Consider the following 19,645-nt stretch of genomic DNA (forward strand, 5'->3'; position numbering starts at 1 on the left):
AGATACAGATAAAGATAAAGATAAAGATACAGATACAGATACAGATACAGATACAGATACAGATACAGATACAGATACAGATATAAAGCACTATATAGGATTTAATCGGAAGGAATTAAAGAATAAGATATTGCCTTTTTCTTTAAATCTTATCGTTATATCTTACATTGCGTTTTTTTTTGTATTTTTCTTTAATAAGAATATAACCCATTTTTTTAATAAAAAAAATGATTTTATTAATAGATATGAATACATCAAATCAGAAAATGGGTGCAACATTTATATAAATGAAAAAAATATTGAATTTAACAAAAAGAATGAAAATTGGATTAACTCAAATATAAAAACTATATCATGTAAAGAATACCCATACAGATATGTATATATATCTAGGTTTCAAAAAGAAGTTAGAGTATTTTCTTGCAATAAAAATAAAATTGATGAAAATTTAGATTGTGGTTCATCCTATTATAGGAGTGAGAATTAATGAAACTAAAATTAATTTTAGTGTTTTTTTTGCGTCAATAATTATTATTTTTTTTTCATTAAAAAATGAAGAGGTCATAAATTGCACGGCGGAGTATCAGGCTGTACTTGAAAATAAAACAATATTCACATCTATAAGTATTAAGCAAAAAGATAACAAAGGATATATTTTAATTGTAGCTGATTATAAAGATAATGATGCGGTAAATTTACCATTTAAAATATCAAGAACTTATAGTTATGATTATTATGATAATATATTTCATCTTTATTCTGATAATATATCTGTATCCCCTAAATCTATTCTTAAAAACATTGATATTATTAACATTCTCCCTATTTTTTTTATAGCAGAGAAATCAGAGATTGCCTTTTCAATCAAAAAACTAGATAACGATGATATTATTATTTATCAAGGACTAAGTCCCGTACTTTACTGTAAGACAAATCCATAAATGGGCTTCGCGCTCATTTCATCGAAAAGTCCAAAGTTTGGATCGTGTATTAAATATAGAGATCATCACCATAGGTAGTGTTCACGCTCTATGAATGTGCCGATGATTTTCATGATTACTTTATTTATAAAAAGGCTGTTAGCAGCAAAATAAACAGCCTTTTTATGATTGTTAATTAAATACCTATCAATTTATTCGCCTCTTCAACTAATTTATCGTCGATCAGGCAATTATCAATCCATAACCAAGAAGTCCCACAGGACCACCCAGCAGAAAATTAAATGCAAACCCCCTTTATGAATCGATTATTCAATGTAGAGGCCGTTTTAGCCTGAAACCCCTAATGAGTTTTGAGCAAAAAACACGCTAATTTATTATTGCAACAAGCCCAATCTTTTAGCTCAGGATAGCCCTTCACTCAGGTATTGCCAGTACCTTAATTATATGTGAAGGTGACTTGTACAAGTGAATTTATCGATCCAGGATTCACGTTACCTTTTTCAGTATATACTCGACTACTTAATAAATACGTCACACTCCTATTAATATCAATAGGCTGCGTAATTGATTCATTATTACCTATAATTTTCCCTGTTGTAATATCAGAAACTTCAATCGCTAAATTGGTTGCGTCACCAATATTTTTATACATTGTAGGAATATTATTGTCCGGATTTCCATTAAAGGTAGCTGTAACATGAGATACTCCTAAAGGACATTCTGTTAATTCTAATTTAAAAGGTATTGGTTGAGAACCTGAACCAGCAGAAGCAAGAGATGTAGAAAAAATATTATTCCCTAAATTTATTTTAAGCTCACTATTGTTATTTGTGAATTTGCATGGTTCAGCAAAAATTTCTCCTGTTATTTCAACACTAGTTGAGGCAGCAAGAGAACAAGTATTGTTAATTGCGAGTATAAGTAATATTTTTTTTATTGGTATCTTCATTTTATTAAACCTATCAATATTAATTGAACGAAAATTAAAATAAGTGATATATTAATTTAGTTAATTTCAGCATTTAGTATCAGTAAAGATTGAAAACTACCACTTTCTGGTAGTTTTCCCGTAGTGTTTACGGGAGATAATCTCATTAAAGCACTCCCTGTTTGCGATGGATAATCCATTAAAACAGGTAAGTTAGATTCATTTGGCTTTAAGGTGTTACCATTACTATCAGTAATATGAATACCGATATCTTTATTGGAACTTTCTAGCATATTAGGTTCACTTATTGAAATCGAACCACTTAAACTAAGAGTTACATCTACTCCATCTGAGATATTATTACATTTCATAGTGATATTAAGATCTCTATAATTATATCCTTCTGGTGGCATTCCTTTTCGAGTAATACTCGACGCCCCTATATTTCCTAAATCAATAGTAATTATATTCCCAGCATTAATATTGCAAGATTGGGGAACAATAACTTTTCCGGATAAAAAAATACGCGAAAGGGGTATATCTCCTAACTGACCTTTACCTGGAAATGAGCCATAGAGTGTTGCTATTTCAGTTGGCGGTATAATTACCTCTCCAACAAAAGGTCTAGTAAAATATAGATTAACTCGACCCCTACTACCAGAATCAAAAGGCAAATTAATAGAACCTTTAGTTTCCCTTAGATTTGATTCGTCATTAAATGGTACAGGTAAATACTCATATCTACTTCCACCGATAAATATTTCTGTCGAAACCTGAAGGTATTTATTTACATGGAAATAATGTAAATCGCCAATACTTATTCCAGAGGTGAGGTTAGGAGCTAATGCAGTAAAATGTACAGTACCTGGAGCATCAATAGGAGTACAAGTCACGGAGTAAGTACCTCCTAACGACCAGATATAAGCATTGTCTATTTTTGTTCCTGACTGATTATCTGATGGATCTTTTAATGAATAAGAAAAATAGGGTCGAAAGATTTGCGGGGATTTACTATCAGGAACACAGCCATTAGCTATTGATTTAGATGATACAAACCCAGAACTTAATACTATTAGTATAATGCATATCTTTTGTATAAATAATGTGATTTTCATAAGTGGTTACTCGCACAGCCCTTCAAGTAGAATTATGCCATTTACTTGTTTCGTATTTTTCAATGAATATTTAACTCGGCAATGCTGTTCAGTGCCGGTTCCCCACTGTACATTTAACAAACCAGTCTCAGGACTTCCTGTTAAATACACTTTACCATGGTCATCCACGATAAATGATTTAATGGGATTATTTTTAATATCAGTCACAGATGCTCCAAATGGAACAACTTCGCCATTTTTCTTATGTACTGTCATTAATACACGTCTACCAACCTGTGTATCAAAATTAGCTCTAACAACAGCACCTCGAGTAGGGACAACACTCTGACTTGCTATTTCAATATCAATATTTTCAGGTAAGCTTTCTGTATTTAATTGAATTAAATTGTTTCGATAAGGACTTGCATAAGGAACTATTGTATAACCGCGCCAATCAGTGCTTACTCCAACCCCAGAATTAAGACTGACTCCTGATGCTTCTGGAACTTTAACAAGAACAATAGTTTCTCCTAATGATTGACCAAAAGTAATACCATCCTCATGTATAATAATTCCACCACGTGCTCCATATTGGAATTGTTGATTATATTTATCATAATTATATCCACTACTTATTTCACCATAGGTTGAGCGATAGTTAGTGTTAATACTTCCACTATTACCGCCACCATTATTAGTATGGCTTTGTTGTATTCCCCAACTTAAACTATTGTCTTCAAAGGCAGTACCGTTAACTCCGGTGGTATACGAGGAGTTTCCATTTTTACTAGAGTTAATATTAAAACTTCCATAACTATTATTCATCCATTTATCTAATGGAAGACTAATATTGATAGCAATTTGCTGATCAGCATCATAATGGTGTCCAATTTTAGAACTGGAATTTTGGTTATAAAAATAATTAATACCATAATTAATACCATTCCAGCTATTAAGGTAGCCCAAGCCTATCGAACGCATTGAGTTACGTTCATTCCAATAATCCTCTTCAACCCAACTTAAAGAGATAGAACCTATTTTTTCACCTAATGACTGATTTACTATCATTTCTGAACGGTTTCGTTTTTGAGCTATTAATTCATAAGTATTCAAAGCATCGGTAAAATCTAAATATTCAGGTGTTGAATAGCGATATCCAGCGATAGATAAATTAGTTCCAGTTTCAATAATATTTTTACTATATCGTATCCGCCAAGATTGTCCTTTGTACTTTACATTGCTGTTTTCCCTTAATGCATTTGACATAGTCATATCTAGTGATAAGGCACCGAAATTACCCATATTTTTACCAATTCCGAGTGCTGCAGATTGATAAAAATGAGATAATTGAGCCCCACCGTATATAGTTAAACCATAGGGCAACCCATAAATTAAAGTTCCTTGCGTAAACAAAGGAGTATCATTAGAATTTGAATAACTTCTGTACTGACCACTAGTTAAAGAATATTTAATACTGCCTTCACGTTGTAAAATGGGCAGAGATGCATATGGCACCACAATATTTTGCTCACTACCATCAGATTCTTTTATCGTAACAAATAAGTCACCACTTCCTCCAGTAGGATACATATCTTTAATTTCAAAAAGGCCTGCTGGAACAAAGCTTTGATATATAATATATCCATTCTGGCGAATAATAACCTCTGCATTTGTGTGCGCAGTACCGCGAACTATAGGTGCGTAACCTTTAAGGCTATCTGGAACCATCTCATCATCAGATGCTAATTGAATTCCACGGAATGGTACACTATCAAATATATCACTAGGTGACGAACTATCACCTATTACTAATTGGCTATTAATGATATTTATATTCCTAGTTATATATGTATAAATACTTTTCCACTGGGTTCCAACCGTTGGATTATTAAATATAGTTGAATAATTTCTTACTCTCCATGTTCCTAAATTTAGACCTGGACGAACATTAGAAAAAAAATTGCGATTTGTAGTATTTTCTGAATTTCGAATGATATTATTACCATTAATACTGTAATTAAGTAAAAATGCGTTTATACCATTGTCTCTGTTTTTTTCAGGTATATAATCTCGAGCGCCAACAACAAAGGCCGACTGTGGTATATTTAATTTAAGTTGCTGCGTGTTGAATAAAAAATTAGCGCTAGCATATGGTATAGCAGTTAGTATAGCGCATTTTGAACCTTCCTTTTTTAATTCAGGGAACATCTCTGTTTTAATACCTATGTTTTTAAGCTCAATTATGCTTATACATGGTTGTAGACTTTCATTTTTCTCATTGTTATTAAATTCAAAAAAAACACTTTCAGTCTTGAGGTATTTGTTATTTATATAAATTTCAACATAATAATAACCAGGTACTTCGTAGTTGTTTTTTTCAAAATAACTTAGGTCGACGTGTTTAGTATCACTCCCTTCCATTAAAATAAATTCAGGATTAAAATATTCTTTTGCATTTACATTGAAAATATAAAAAAAAAGAAAGAAACCCTGAATAAGAAATGTAATTTTTGCATTGTTTATTATTTTATTCATACTACACCCGTATCATTAAATAAATAAAAATGATTAACTATATTGATGGGGGGGGTTATGTTGGTTAAACCTTTCAATACGAGCCTAAAAACTATTTTGATGCACTATCCCTCTACCTCCGTAATCATTAATTAGGCTCCAGCTAACAGTATTTGAATAGTTATCAGGGAGTAGAAATGTTTTCGTAGAATTAGGAGCCATATAATTTATTTCTTTAATTTTCTTACCATTAATAGTGACATCATGGAAATTCATATAAAATGCAGATGGATTAGTAATTTGTAATTCCGTTCCTACACGTTTCCAAATAAGTTTATTGCTTTCTTTTTCTGGGTTTTCTTTTAATTGTTTTGGTCTATAAATAAGCTTTATTCTAGTTTTCACAGCAATTTGTAGTGTATTTTTGTCACTATGTTGTGATGATGGGATTGCCTTGATGTTAATCCAAAACATAGATTCTCTATCTGTAGGTAAATCAGTTCCAATATATGCAATTCGGAGTATATTTTGCTGTTTTTCATTTAGCTTAAATAGTGGGGGGGTAATGATAAACGGAGGCTTTACAGCATCAGTTGATTCAATCCATGCCTGAATTAAGTATGGATTATTATCTGTGTTAGTTACACTTAATGATGACTCTTTTTTTGAATCATCATATATAATACGAGTTCCTCCAACAATAACGCCAGCATGTATAAAGTTAGAGTAGGTTAATAATAATATAATTGTTAGGTTGATTATTTTTTTCATATATATCATAATTCAATGTATGCTGCCATGGTTTTATGGCAGCTTGGAATATAACTATATTTTAGTTATAATTTATTGTAAAGTTAGCTACGGCATTCGCAGCTCCTGGTTCAACATCATCAGAAATTGAAATATATCTTGCTATAAAATTTAATTCATTTTCTTTATTTGGTTTAAGCTCATAATTTTTAGATGCGGAATATAAAGGAATAACAGTATTCGTATCATCTGTTAATTGTATGCCTATACCTTTTGCAACGCCTGTTTCTTGAGTAAGAGATAGAACATTATTATCACCACTAGCGGAGGTGCCATCAAACTTGATTTGAGCACCACTCACGGTATTCGGGCAATTTTTAAGAACTAAACTAAAGGTAGAACTGGAGGCTGTAACCCCTGTCGCATTATTAAATACGGATTTACTGATTTTCCCCATGTTTACATTTAATGGGTTAGCTAGATTATTAGTAACATCACAGGCATTATCAATTACAGAGCCACTAAATTTGATTTGACCATCAGCTGCATTCGCATAACTGCATATAAATGTTACTGAAGTCAATAAAGACGCCAATAGTGTTTTTTTCATTTTACATTACCTTTATTTATGGTTTATCGATATTATTTTTAATAAATTTTTTTAAATTAAATACTAATTATTGTATTTTTATGTGGTATTGATAATTAAACACACCCCCATTAACTAAATATATTTACATTTTGATTTTAACTAAAATATTTTACCTTCCTTTATTGAGTTATTATTTCCCGCCACATCAATCATATGATTTAATAAATTAATAAAAGATGTATCACATAATTCAGCAATTGTAATTAGTGTATAAACATCAACAGATGAAAAACCTAGCTCGTAACGAGAAACCTGCTGCTGAGATATTCTCAATAAATCCGCAAGCTGCTTTCCTGATAATCCAATACGTTTTCTATAAAAACGTATTGTCTTTCCGATGGCTTTTTTAATTTCAATCTTTCTGATTTTATCTTCTTTCATTTTAATTGTAGCTAAAACTAAAACCCTATGGTTTGTTTTTTTAATTCAGCCTCATTGAAATAAGTTTTATTTTCCATGCTTAAATTACCTTTAATACCGCTATATTAATCTTTAACCGTTACAAGTCAAACTAAGTTACAAATAGCTACAAGCTAAGCTTACTGATGAATTATGGATTGATTTATAATGGTTAAGTTATCATGATGTTATTTTTGTTTGTTGATACAAGTATACGCTCTATTGATGTTGACGGTAAATAATTATCGCATTAATAAGAAAAATAATATCTTATTAAGGTATTATTTAACTAATAATTTTCCATTCATTTCAAATTAATGTGATGTATTCAATATAGAGTCATCATAATAGGTAGAGTTTTAGGGCTAATGGTGATCTCTTCCCTTTCTTCAGTACCGGTATAAAGTAGAGTTTCCGGCCTTTCTTCTCCTGAAAAAAGAGGTCATCTGACATGAAAAAGACACGTTATACCGAAGAACAGATCGCATTTGCCCTGAAACAGGCTGAAACCGGTACCCGGGTAGAGGAAGTGTGCAGAAAAATGGGTATTTCTGAAGCCACTTTTTACAATTGGAAGAAAAAATTCGGTGGTATGGGTGTGACGGAACTTCGCCGCCTGAGACAGCTTGAGGAAGAAAACCAGCGTCTGAAGCGCCTGGTGGCAGATCTGAGTCTGGACAAAGAGATGCTGCAGGAGGTCATCAAAAAAAAGTTCTGAGACCGGCGCAGAAGCGGGAGGCGGTAACCTGGTTGCTGGAGGCCTACCTTATCGGGCTGCGGCGTGGTTGTCGTCTGATGATGCAGAGCCGCACGGTCTACCACTATCAAAGCCGGCGTGACGACCGCGCAGTCACGCAGCGGATAAGGGAAATAGCGGAAATCCGCATCCGCTACGGCGTGCAGCGCATACATATCCTGCTGCGCCGGGAAGGCTGGCTGATTAACCATAAGAAAACCCACCGTATTTATTGTCAGGAAGGGCTGAACCTGCGGACAAAGCGGCCACGCCGACATGTCACAGCCAGGCACAGACAGGAGCGTCCGGCAGTGACGGCAGCCGATCAGTGCTGGAGTATGGATTTCGTTGCTGATAATCTGTTCAACGGGCGCCGGATCCGGGCGCTGACTGTAGTCGATAATTTTAGTCGGGAATGTCTGGCGATAGAAGTTGGACAGGGTCTGCGGGGTGACGATGTGGTTGCGGTAATGGCGCGTCTGAAGCAGTTACAGCACCGCGTTCCCGAACGGTTTCAGACCGACAACGGCAGCGAATTTATCTCAAAGGCGCTGGATAAATGGGCATATGAAAACGGGGTAACGATGGACTTCTCCCGGCCCGGAAAACCGACGGACAATGCGTTAATCGAATCCTTTAATGGCAGCTTCCGTGACGAGTGTCTGAACGTTCACTGGTTCTTGTCGCTGGAAGATGCGCAGGAAAAGATCGAATGCTGGCGGCAGGAATATAACCGGCAAAGACCCCATTCCTCATTAAATAACCAGACTCCGGAGGAATTCATCCGAAGTCTGCAAAAAGGTCCGGATCTCTGATTTAACCTGGCGCTGATTTTGGGAGGAGATCAAAAGGCTCAGATCTCTGATTTAGCCTGGCTCTGATTTAGGGAATAGATCAAATATAAAAAAAATAGGTAAATAATGAAAAAATAAAATGGTAGTTATGCTCCAAGTTTATTTCAAAATGTTTTTTTTTGTATTTCTTGTTTTCAGTGCGCTATGTACTGATGTGGAAAAATAAAAAATAACAGAGCGATCGTTATGGATATATCAATGCGTGTGTTTTTATATTTTTTGTTAAATAACATATCGATACGTCGATTTTCATCGACGATGCGGTTTACTTTTGATCTGTATTAACGATCAATTTCAATTAATTGATAGCTTTTAACTATCAAATAAGTTTTATTCAATGGTACAAACGTCTTTACCCCTTTCAGGGGGGAGGATATATTTTAGTTAAAGAAAGACAAAGTTGGTTTATGGTTTTTTTCATTATATTATTTATTTTTTTTCTCTTAATTGTGTGATTTTACCGTGCATTATTCAATGTACGATAATATTTTTTTATTAAAATATAATTGTTTTTTATTTGTGGTCTCTAACCCAGATATTAAATAAAAACCCCATCGATTTTTAAAAAAATAACATTTCTCGGTAGGGATAACGAAGAAAATAATACCGCAGGCAGGGCTAGCCCACAGCAAGCTTACCGTATTGAGTCGAACTGGCTGCATAAACACCAAAGAGTATGCGGTACAGATGAACGGAAACGGTAATGATGCATTAAATATGGAGCTTAAAATTGCTGTGGAAGCGAAAACCGCGGGTCGCCTGAGTACCCAGCGGAAGTCTCTGGGACTAAAGGGGAAAATGATTACAGTGATATAGGCGCACACCTAGGCATTAAGTTTTAATTTTAATCACTGAGCACGCTTTACAGTAACGTCTCCTGCGGGACATCACTGTTTTTTCTGTACAATAATACCGCAATTTCTTTGCGGCAATACCCCGCCGGGAGCTCAGAGTATGTTATTACCGGACCGGTTACATTATTTATCTTTTTATTCCGGTGACAGAATATTTTCCTGACGGTGATTGTTATGGCTACATATATTCCGGAATAAACAGAAAACAGGGGGGAGTTATCATGAGCAGAACTGAATTTCCGTATGATTCATTATTATATAAAAACGCCGGTGTCCTGATTAAAGAACTGAGGACAGGCAGAGGGATGAGCGGTGAGATTTTAGGCGGACTGGTGGGGATAAGCCAGCAGCAGATTTCTCGCTACGAGCGTGGTGAAACAAGATTAACGTTGGACCAGGTAAGTAAAATAGCAGGTGCGCTTAATATCAGTATCTGGGAATTTATGAAAATGCTTGAGGTGTTTTTTTATGATAATAAAAATACGACAAACTACACGGGAATAAAATGGCACTATTGTAACGTTTAAATGACGCCTGGGATTATTGCCAATAATAAATAAGGTTGTTTTATCTATAATTAAAATTTAAGGATATGATTATGTACACTAAAAACGTACTAACTGCGCTTGTTTTTTCTTCTTTGACCTGTGCGGGTGCATTCGCTGCGACAGCACCCGCACCTAACGCAGGTAAAGTCACCCTAATGGGCACTATATCTTCAGTGACGTGTACGGTTGATATTAACGGGACTGCCGGCGGTACTACAGTGGATACCGGTGTCCATACGGTTGGCGCCTTTACCACCGTTAACGGGCTTGCAACTAGCCCGTTAGTGCCGATGGTGGTTGATTTGAAAAACTGTACCACACCAAACCCAGTTGGCGATTATGATATTGCAACCGATGGTGATCTTATCATCACGGGTAATGTGGCAGCGAACGGAAATAACAATATTTTCGTGGGAAGCGACACGAAAACCGGTTTTATGGTCTTAAAAGAAGGCGGTTCGAGCAGTTCCGATGCTGTACAAAATCTCGAAAAAGTTAACAAACCACTGGGTACGGGTAATGATTCGTTGATTTATACCTATAAAGTTGGGATGGCCTCGATGGTCGCCACACCAGCTGCAGGTGTATATACGGCACCTATCTCCATTTCTTATGTCACCCCTTAATTTGTGACGTGATGTCAAGTGATAACTTAAATTGCCAGGGGGAAAGGGAATGCCTTTCCTTTGTTTTACTTCCTTACGGCGAGGGAGTCGTCAGTTGATTAGCTTCAAATGTGAGTGTAGAGCGATATGACCACCTTATTTCATCCTATACGTCCTTATACCCATTACTTACTTTTGGTGGCATTGTGGCCCGTCTTAGTGTCCGCGGGAATATCTTTGGATAGCACCCGCCTGATAGTCACCCCAATGGATCAGGGAAAAGGGGCGAGGATTGGGATTATGAGTGAACCTGAGTCCTTAACCCCTTATTTGGTGCGGGTAAAAACCACAACGCATGTACAAGAAGCCCAAGGTGATGCCACTTTTGTGGTTGTGCCGCCCGTTTTTCGATTAGAGCCTGGGCATACCCAACAACTGCGCGTGATGCCGACTCGGACAGATTTACCCTCAGACCGTGAAACCCTGTTTTATTTGAGCGCCTCTGCCCTGCCGGCAACATCAGAGGTGATTATGACGGACAACAGCCGTTCCCAGGGGCAGCTTATTGTGGCGACCGGGAACATCATAAAATTATTTTATCGACCTAATGGTTTATTAATAACGCAGCGTGATGCCATGGGGCAATTGCAATTCACCCATCAGGGGACAAAACTCGTGATCAAAAATCCCTCACCATATTACATCACGCTGGCGTGGTTATTGCTCGGGGGCAAAGGGGTCCCGATCACTAAAACGACCACTAAAGGCATGATAGCCCCATTTTCACAGATAACAGTCGCCAATGTGCCAACACAAGTGGGATTGATTCAGTGGGCTGCGATTAATGATTTTGGTGGCCGTGAGGAATTTTCTGATGAGGCTCACTAAAGGTGACGCTTTAGGGGGACTACTCATCGTCCTGTCAATGACTGAGGTAATTGCCAGCACTGGACTCGGAACACCCCGCACCTTACAGGTGACGGCTACCATTATGGATGCGATGTGTGAAGTGGTGTTTGATACCTCTACCCTGACCTTTACCCCGACGGTACCTGCACAGTTTTCAGCAGGCGCGACTGTAGAAATTTTACCCCTGAAAATGAGAGTAAAGTGCAATTACATTCGCACGCCAACCGTGAGTATTGAGGGAATAACATACGCCAATAATGCACGGGTCTTTTTAGACCCTCCAGCCAATCAACCGGGTGGTAATGGCGTGGGGTTTATGGTGCACCCTGCCACGATGGCTCAGACCCGAGATACTCCGCCGGCATTAAGCTCGTTTTACAGCCAAGGTATGGCGGGTGATGCTGTGCAAGCGGGAGTGCAGGCAAATATTATCCCCGTCACCCAGACGCAAAACCCTGTTGAGCAGGTGTTATGGGTTGGATTAGTGGGCGTATGGCCAACAACCAATGTTCTGGCAGGGAAATTTAAAAGCACATTAACCATCACAGTAGCAATTCCTTAACGAGGAGAAGACATTGATGAGAGAACGTATTCAATTATGTTGTGCTTCTGCGTACCGTTTCTCTTCATGGATAGTTATCTTAAGCCTTGCCATCAGTACCGGATGGAGCCTCACTACCCTGGCGGCCGACTCAGTGAATATCAACTTTGCCACAACGGTGGTTGCGCCAACGTGCACCATTAACGTACCTAACACCTTGAACCTCAACACCAAACAGCCAGGGGGAATCATTTCACCGGAAGCGGTTGAGATTGGAACGGTCAGCGATGAGGTCAATATCACTTTTTCTGGATGTGCCAACGGGAGCCTTATCCGAACACCGTCCATTACCGTGACAGGACGCACCGTGATGTTAGGGGGAAGTGAACTGTATTTTGCTGACAAGCCGGTGACGACAACCCCCTCGGTGGGATATGGCGTTAAGTTATCGGTGATGGGCAACACTAATTTTACTGATATGGCAAATATTGCGTCCATCAGTGGGGATAATGGAGGGGGGCAGCTTACCGCTAAAAGTGGAAAAACGCTGGGGTCACTCGATAACTCGACCTTAACGCTTCTGGCTCAGCTCTCGTGTGGCAATTACTCACCGTGCACAAGCAGTCCGGGACATACTGCCGGGGGCTTTAAAGCCAGTATTATGTTTCAGCTAGTGTACGATTAATTTTTATCAGAGGACAGAATGTTTGGTTTTCAGACTTTTTTATTTTCAATCCGCGCATTGGGTTTAGCTTTGCTGATGATGGGGATATCTTCGTCCGTTTTGGCTGAAGGATTGAGTTTGCCACAAACGCGAGTCATCTTTCCTGAAAAGCAAAAAAGTGTGATTGCGGGTATTGATAACAAGGGGGACAATACCTACTTGATAAAAGCACAAGTTATCACGTCACTAACAGAAAAAAACAATACATTAATGGTATCAACCCCATTTGTGGTGACCCCTCCGTTATTTCGTTTAGAGCCGCAAGCTCGTTATTCGGTCCGCATATTCACACAAAGTACTACATCACTCCCCACAGATCGTGAGTCGGTCTTTTATTTGAGTTTTTTAGCTATCCCAGCGACAAAGCCAACCGACAAGAACAGTACTCAAGTTTCTATCGGACTGAACACCGTGATTAAATTGTTTTATCGACCAAGTGGCTTAATTTCTGCTGCTGAAGCTGCGCAAGAGCGATTGACATTTTACGCTCAATCGGGACAGACGGTGGTGCATAACCCAACTCCGTATTACATCACACTCAGTTCCTTGCAGCGCGATGGTCGGGAACTGGATGTTGCACTGGCGGGGCCTATGCTGGCTCCATATTCACAAGTGACATTGAAAGGGGTGTCCCCCGGACGTGAAATGCGTTACAGCGTGATTAATGATTTGGGAGGGGATAGTCAAGTTTACCTTACAACTGTGCAATTAGCGCCCCCCCATCTGAAGGAGCTGCACCAATGACCACTGTAACATTGAGGCAATTTTTTTGGGCTCCGTGGCTTCTTTCTTTACTGGGGGTTCAGGGTACGTTGCCGGCAAATGCGCAACCACAAAAAGGATTGCAGCTATCGGTAATGCGTGTAATTTACCCAGAAAAGGCAGTGCAGGGTATCACGTTTGCGGTGACCAATAACGCACCTGAGTCTTATTTAATTCAGTCACGGGTAACACCGTGGGATGCTAAAACCTCAGATGATACTACTCTTGCATCTCCCTTTATCGTAACGCCTCCGCTCAAACGCCTTGACGCGGGAGAGACGTCGACATTACGTATTCGCAAGACCCAAAAAGCACTGCCGACCGACCGCGAATCGGTGTTTGGATTCCACGTTAAGGGGATACCCGGCCAGCCATTACCTTCAGTTGCTGACAAGGCCTCAAAGGCAACACTTCCGAAGCAAAACGTGAAGATGGTCTTCGCCTTGCAGTATACGTTAAAGCTGTTTTACCGGCCCTCGGAATTACCCCCCTACGACGCGGTACAGGTTGCTAAAGCCTTGCAGTTTAGTTATCACGACAAAAAACTTGTGGTGAAAAATCCCTCCGCATTTTACGTGACGTTTGACACCTTGGCGTTTGCTGCTCATGAAATTGATGGCGATGCGCTTTTTGACATGGTCCCCCCTTTTGGACAACGGACGTATCCTTTACCTGCCTCCGACGCACAAGGAATGCTGACTTGGCGTATCATAACTGACATTGGTGGAAAAACAGAACCTCTGACACGGATGTTGAGCTCCTCGGCTTCACTTATCCAAAAGCAACAAGGGGAGTGAAATCATGCTAAAGGAAACTCAGTCTATGACATCGTTCCCGCTCAACACCAGAATGCACCGCGTTTTTTGTTACTCAGTTATCACCTTAGTACTTTATTTACATTTACAGGCATTGTGGGCCGCAGATTATTTTGACCCCACATTCTTAGGGGGCGCAGGCAACCTGAATGGTGTCGATTTATCCGCATTTAGCCATACGGGGGGAGGGAAGGAAGGCCAATACCAAGTCACCGTTTACATAAATCAACGTGCGGTGGGGGACGCAACGCTCACATTTAAACTCAATGCTGACGGGAAGTTAATGCCGCAGTTTACCCCGAAGCAGCTTGAGGTGTGGGGGGTCAATGTCCCGCAAATTCCGGATTTAAATAAGTTACCCCGCACGGAACGAATTGACGATTTAGCCCATTATATTGCCGGGGCTAAGGTACGCCCTGATTTGGAAAACTTATGCGTAGACTTCAGTGTACCACAGGTGGCGATGCAGTCCGATTACAGTAATTGGGTTGATGCGAGTCAATGGGAGGATGGGGTGTCAGCGCTGTTAACCAACTACACCCTGAGCGGTGGACAGACTCAAAGTACCTCCGGAAACATGAGTACCACGGCAGAGAACATCTTTTCATCCTTATATTTACGTGGTAACGCGGGACCCTGGAGATTGCACAGTACCCTGACCTACACGTATTTAAATTATCAGGGGCGTGGTCGCCAAAATAATCAGCGTCACAGTGAAACTAACTTCTCAAACACCTATTTATCGCGGGATATTCGACGCTGGGCAGGTACGTTGGAAGCGGGGGAAACGACCACGGGCAGCGATATTTTAGACAGCTTTCCGTTTAAAGGATTTAAGCTGAGTGACAATGAGCAGATGTTACCGAACCAATTGCGTGGCTTCGCGCCTTCTATCGCGGGGATAGCCAATAGCAATGCGCGCATTACCGTCCGCCAGAACGGAAGTATTGTCTATGAAACTTATGTGGCGCCGGGGCCGTTTGACATCAAAGACATTCAGCAATCGGGCTTATCTGGCGACTTCGATGTCACGATAACCGAGGCGGATGGCGCGGAGCGTAAATTTGTGGTGCCGTATTCATCCTTACCGGTGATGCTGCGTACAGGCGGTTGGAGGTATGAAATGTCCGCTGGCCGCTATTCGGGGAATACGACGGATAAGTCGCGTCAATCGGATTTTGTATTACTGACTGGGGTATATGGATTATCCAATAACATTACCACCTACGGTGGGACATTATTGTCCAAAAATTTTTATGCGGTCAGTTCGGGGGCAGGAATATCGTTAGCGAGGGCGGGGGCCCTTTCCACCGATGTGACGCACTCATCCTCTGATTTCCAGGACGGTGAGCGACAGATGGGGCAATCGTATCGCGTGCGGTATTCAAAAAGCTTAACCTCGACGGGAACGTCGGTGGATTTAACGGCACTGCGTTATTCGACGGCGCATTACTATAACTTCAGTGAATTTAACAACGAAGGGTATCACCTCAGAGACGGGACCAATCCGTGGTCTAGTCAGCGTCGCCGATCAAGTTTCCAAACACAACTCAGCCAAAGTCTCGCCGAATGGGGGGCACTGAACGGTCGGTTAAGCCGCGATGATTATTGGGGCAGTAGCCCGACCGTAACTGGTTTGTCACTGGGTTACAGTAATACGTGGAAAGGTATTGGCTTTAGCACGTACTACAATATTGATCGCATCAAAGATAGTGAAGGGAATTGGCCTGAAAACCGTCAAATCTCATTCAGCGTCAGTGTACCGTTTAGCCTGTTCGGATATTCCCCTGCGCTGCAGTCGATTTATGCAACGGCCTCGATAACACATGATAACGAAGGCCGTACGCAAAATCAGGTGGGTTTGAGTGGTAATGTGCCGGACTCAGGGTTCAACTACAGTTTGTCTCAAGGTTGGGGAAATCAGGGGCAAGAATCAAACAGTAACGCGAACATTGGTTATAGGGGAACCAAAGGCAATGTGAATGTGGGGTACAGCTACAGCAGCCATAACCGGACTCTTAACCTCAGTGCTAACGGTGGGGCAGTGTTGCACCGTGGTGGTATCACGTTTGCCGATACGTTGGGGGATTCTATAGCGATAGTGCATGCTACAGATGCACCGGGTGTAAGCGTGATGAACGGGGGTACGAAAACTGATTGGCGTGGTTATGCTATTGCACCGTACTTAACGCCATACAGCAAGAATAGCATTGGATTAGACCCGAGTACCTTACCCGACGATGTGGAGTTGGTGCAATCGAATATCAATGTCTACCCGACCCAAGGCGCTGTAGTTGAAGCAACATTTGCGACACGGGTAGGGTACCAAGTATTGATGACGTTAAAATTTCAGGACAGTGTTGTTCCCTTTGGAGCGAATGTAAGTTTGATGAACGCGCCAGATGGTAAAGAGACCGAAAGTATTGTGGGAGATGGTGGCCAGGTGTATCTGTCGGGTTTACCAGAAAATGGCACCTTAGCGGTGACATGGGGAAACGCGAAGAAACAGCGATGTGAGGTACCGTTTGATTTAAGTAAGCTTGCAGTTTCATCGGGTATTGGTCTACGTCAGATAACGTTGAGGTGCATGAATGAGACGTAATAGATATTCCAATAATGTATTCAATGAGTAATGTGCGACCAACGCTGCAAAACTGAGCCCTCTGCTGCTTAGGTGGACAAAAATTGATGAAGCTTTTTAGTTAACAAAGATCTAAGTTGCTTTAAGTTATGGATAAACGGTAACCATAACACCGGGCAGCTATGTGGAGGTGGTTAATGCTTGGTCAAACAACGGACAGAGTTTCTGTGGCTAAGCTGCGTAAGCCAGTTAACAGTCCCGTTATCGCCAGGGACTCACTCCCCTCAGCATAATGGGCTGGCTGTTGGTTAATACCCTGGCGAATGATCAGAGGAAAAAACTATGTATCCCGCTTCATCGAATCAATGTGCCAGAAAGAACCGCAACTGAAAGTTGAGCAACAGCTGCCGCTAGATTTCTATCGAATGTTGAAAACGAAGAATAAATTATAATTAAATCAATATCTCTTCGACAACAGTCAAAGTAGAGCCATTGATCTTCAGAGTATTGTATTTGGTATGGAGGCCAATACAACAGCAATACTCGAAGCGATAAGCAGCAGATTGAGTAATGGAGTAGTCGAAGGTAATGTAAACCTGAAACGTCAAATGTTGGCCGAGAGTGAGCTCCTGAGGCAATGTTTGATGACTTATCTTGGCCTTCGCATGAAAATCTACTCCCAAGTTGCGAAAAACACACTTTCTAACTGTTATTAACATAATGTAAATGTATATGACGGATGATTTATGATTCCAGTGGAAATGAGTCATTAACAGACAATAGAGATATCATGAAAATTTTAAATAACGTTAGTATTAATTTAGAAAAAATAGGCTGGCCAGTGCTTATTACTTGTGTTTTTATTAATAATGCTTACGGGGCAACTTATGCTTACCATGGCTATGGCGAAACGTCTCAATTAGCTACAATTTCGATAAAATTAAACAGCTTTCCTGCACAACTAGCGTCCCCTGACAGTACGTTGACATCGTCAAGTGCATATACGATTCCGATTTTCGGGGGAGTTGACTCTGGGCCAAACACTGGGGGAATAGCACCATTTATCGCTAACGGTTATACAGGATGGGCAATCACCGGCTGTTCTGGGTGCGTGATGTATTTAACCGGCAGTTGGAGTGGGTGGAGTCGTTTACGCTGTAATGGTTATTATGGAACTAGAGGGGGATTTTGGTTTTCCGCACAGGGGCAGTTTAACGCGAGTGGTCGTGCCGGAGTCTACAACCGATACGCGACACCCAAAGCGGCGGATAGGTGCAGTAGTAACCGGACTATCGGTGATAGCGGATATGCCGATTGGCTTGGGATGGGATATGATCTAAATGAAACTATGGATACAGCACTTACGGTAAATGTGTATGTACCAATGAGTGTTGTTCCAGGCACGTATTCCTTGCCAAATGTTCGTATTGTTCAAGGAATTGTGGATACAAACAGCAATAAATTTTCTTACATGTATCTCACCCAGAATGATTATTTTACAGTTCCTCAGCGAGTGACTTCATGTTCAATTAGTCACCCGGCTTCAGTGGATTTGGAGCTAAATACACCTGCGTCGTCTACATTAAATTGGACATGCGTGGGCCCTGAGCCAACTCAAATGCGAATTGAAATGACAGTAATCAGTGGGTTACCAACAAGTGATGGGACAGGAATGGCACTTGTACCAACTGGAGGTATCCCTTCAATTAATGGGGACGGTATCATTGTGAGGGGTACGACGAAAACAGGGGGGAATGCTTCATGTTTAGTATCTGCAGACGATAATATTTTATATTGGAATTCGCCAGGAAAAGGAGGGGCATTACCGGTGCGTTATTCCAATATGAAAACATCATTATCTTGGATTGCATGTGGAACATCTATAACCGCACCAGGAAAATATCAAGGTGCTGCCACACTTAAATTTTTATATAAGTGATAATATGTGTGATTCATAGATATCACTTCAATTTTCTCAGTTCAAGTTCAAGCTTGTAATTCTGTTCCTGTATATGCTCTTCATTAGGCTGATAGTTTGCGTGAACAGCATCAGAATATGGCGTTTGTTCAGCAAGTTCAAAGTAGCGCTCCATCGGTGTTTTACCGTTGTGAGCGCTGTGAGGTCGTTCCCGATTATAATAATGCTGCCATTCTGCCAGCAGCGCTTCCAAGCCATCCGCTGAGATGTCGACGGTAGCATAAAATTCAGCTTTATCTGTCTTTTGGGAACGTTCAACTTTGCCATTAAGATGAGGTGAAGCTGGTTTATTTGGACGAAACTTGATTCCGTATTCTTTCAATTTTTCCTGAACTTTAACGGCAAAAAACTCTCTCCCCCGATCTGTCTGAAAGCGCTGTATTGGGAAAGGCATTTCTTCAATAACACAATCGATAAAATCTAGTGTGTTTGCAGCCGTGCGGTAATCCCCCCGAAAAAC

Annotated in this window: 19 protein-coding genes; 12 read left to right on the plus strand and 7 right to left on the minus strand. The window is 40.2% G+C overall.

What is annotated here, in order from left to right:
* Both U868_RS23780 and U868_RS0119385 read left to right on the plus strand, forming a co-directional pair.
* Positions 1 to 487: hypothetical protein (locus U868_RS23780; protein WP_036412144.1), on the plus strand; the 487-nt coding region annotated here is incomplete at its 5' end.
* Positions 456 to 941, plus strand: a complete 486-nt coding sequence (locus tag U868_RS0119385) for a hypothetical protein (protein ID WP_162817258.1) — start codon at positions 456 to 458, stop codon at positions 939 to 941. The genes U868_RS23780 and U868_RS0119385, both read left to right, overlap by 32 nt.
* A 436-nt stretch (positions 942 to 1,377) precedes the next feature.
* Here U868_RS0119385 and U868_RS24760 read toward each other — a convergent pair whose 3' ends face one another.
* The 6 genes from U868_RS24760 to U868_RS0119405 form a co-directional block, all read right to left on the minus strand.
* A complete protein-coding gene (locus U868_RS24760; protein WP_071997739.1) occupies positions 1,378 to 1,890 on the minus strand; it encodes a fimbrial protein in 513 nt (170 codons plus the stop codon).
* Positions 1,891 to 1,946: 56 nt separating this feature from the next.
* Positions 1,947 to 2,984, minus strand: a complete 1,038-nt coding sequence (locus U868_RS24765) for a fimbrial protein (RefSeq protein WP_080694396.1) — start codon at positions 2,982 to 2,984, stop codon at positions 1,947 to 1,949.
* Positions 2,985 to 2,990: 6 nt separating this feature from the next.
* The gene (locus tag U868_RS0119390; protein WP_025154717.1) at positions 2,991 to 5,498 is read right to left on the minus strand and encodes a fimbria/pilus outer membrane usher protein; all 2,508 of its coding nucleotides are present in this window, start codon (positions 5,496 to 5,498) and stop codon (positions 2,991 to 2,993) included.
* Between the two features lie 84 nt (positions 5,499 to 5,582).
* Positions 5,583 to 6,248, minus strand: coding sequence for a fimbrial biogenesis chaperone (locus tag U868_RS0119395; protein ID WP_025154718.1), 666 nt, complete (start codon positions 6,246 to 6,248; stop codon positions 5,583 to 5,585).
* 61 nt (positions 6,249 to 6,309) lie between these two features.
* Positions 6,310 to 6,837: a fimbrial protein gene (locus U868_RS0119400; RefSeq protein WP_025154719.1), complete on the minus strand. Its 528-nt coding sequence runs from the start codon at positions 6,835 to 6,837 to the stop codon at positions 6,310 to 6,312.
* A gap of 141 nt (positions 6,838 to 6,978) precedes the next feature.
* Positions 6,979 to 7,260, minus strand: coding sequence for a helix-turn-helix domain-containing protein (locus U868_RS0119405; RefSeq protein WP_025154720.1), 282 nt, complete (start codon positions 7,258 to 7,260; stop codon positions 6,979 to 6,981).
* Between the two features lie 469 nt (positions 7,261 to 7,729).
* On the opposite strand from U868_RS0119405, the gene U868_RS0119415 reads away from it, so the two are divergent.
* The 10 genes from U868_RS0119415 to U868_RS25595 all read left to right on the plus strand — a co-directional run bounded on the left by U868_RS0119415 (position 7,730) and on the right by U868_RS25595 (position 19,146).
* A protein-coding gene (locus U868_RS0119415; protein ID WP_115660444.1) for an IS3 family transposase occupies positions 7,730 to 8,829 on the plus strand; the annotation gives its coding sequence in 2 pieces (ribosomal slippage) (positions 7,730 to 7,982 and positions 7,982 to 8,829; 1,101 coding nt in all).
* A gap of 1,114 nt (positions 8,830 to 9,943) precedes the next feature.
* Complete coding sequence (locus U868_RS0119425) at positions 9,944 to 10,249, plus strand: helix-turn-helix domain-containing protein (protein WP_025154722.1); 306 nt, start codon at positions 9,944 to 9,946, stop codon at positions 10,247 to 10,249.
* A gap of 71 nt (positions 10,250 to 10,320) precedes the next feature.
* Positions 10,321 to 10,896 (plus strand): hypothetical protein, encoded by a 576-nt coding sequence (locus U868_RS0119430; protein WP_162817259.1) that lies wholly within the window; start codon positions 10,321 to 10,323, stop codon positions 10,894 to 10,896.
* Positions 10,897 to 11,022: 126 nt separating this feature from the next.
* A complete protein-coding gene (locus tag U868_RS0119435) occupies positions 11,023 to 11,763 on the plus strand; it encodes a fimbrial biogenesis chaperone (protein ID WP_025154724.1) in 741 nt (246 codons plus the stop codon).
* A complete protein-coding gene (locus tag U868_RS0119440; RefSeq protein WP_025154725.1) occupies positions 11,750 to 12,346 on the plus strand; it encodes a fimbrial protein in 597 nt (198 codons plus the stop codon). Before U868_RS0119435 ends, U868_RS0119440 begins: the two co-directional genes overlap by 14 nt.
* 16 nt (positions 12,347 to 12,362) lie before the next feature.
* Positions 12,363 to 13,010, plus strand: coding sequence for a hypothetical protein (locus U868_RS0119445; protein WP_025154726.1), 648 nt, complete (start codon positions 12,363 to 12,365; stop codon positions 13,008 to 13,010).
* Between the two features lie 18 nt (positions 13,011 to 13,028).
* Positions 13,029 to 13,793: a fimbrial biogenesis chaperone gene (locus U868_RS0119450; protein ID WP_025154727.1), complete on the plus strand. Its 765-nt coding sequence runs from the start codon at positions 13,029 to 13,031 to the stop codon at positions 13,791 to 13,793.
* Positions 13,790 to 14,608, plus strand: a complete 819-nt coding sequence (locus tag U868_RS0119455) for a fimbrial biogenesis chaperone (RefSeq protein WP_025154728.1) — start codon at positions 13,790 to 13,792, stop codon at positions 14,606 to 14,608. The genes U868_RS0119450 and U868_RS0119455 overlap by 4 nt, the downstream gene beginning before the upstream one ends.
* Positions 14,609 to 14,612: 4 nt before the next feature.
* Entirely contained in the window at positions 14,613 to 17,228 is a 2,616-nt protein-coding gene (locus U868_RS0119460; protein ID WP_025154729.1) for a fimbria/pilus outer membrane usher protein, read from the plus strand.
* A 769-nt stretch (positions 17,229 to 17,997) separates the two neighbouring features.
* Positions 17,998 to 19,146 (plus strand): hypothetical protein, encoded by a 1,149-nt coding sequence (locus U868_RS25595; protein ID WP_162817261.1) that lies wholly within the window; start codon positions 17,998 to 18,000, stop codon positions 19,144 to 19,146.
* Between the two features lie 22 nt (positions 19,147 to 19,168).
* Here the strand turns inward: U868_RS25595 and U868_RS0119470 are convergent.
* Positions 19,169 to 19,645: integrase core domain-containing protein (locus U868_RS0119470; protein WP_025154731.1), on the minus strand; the 477-nt coding region annotated here is incomplete at its 5' end.

The organism is Morganella morganii H1r (assembly GCF_000633515.1).
Lineage (GTDB): Bacteria > Pseudomonadota > Gammaproteobacteria > Enterobacterales > Enterobacteriaceae > Morganella > Morganella morganii_B.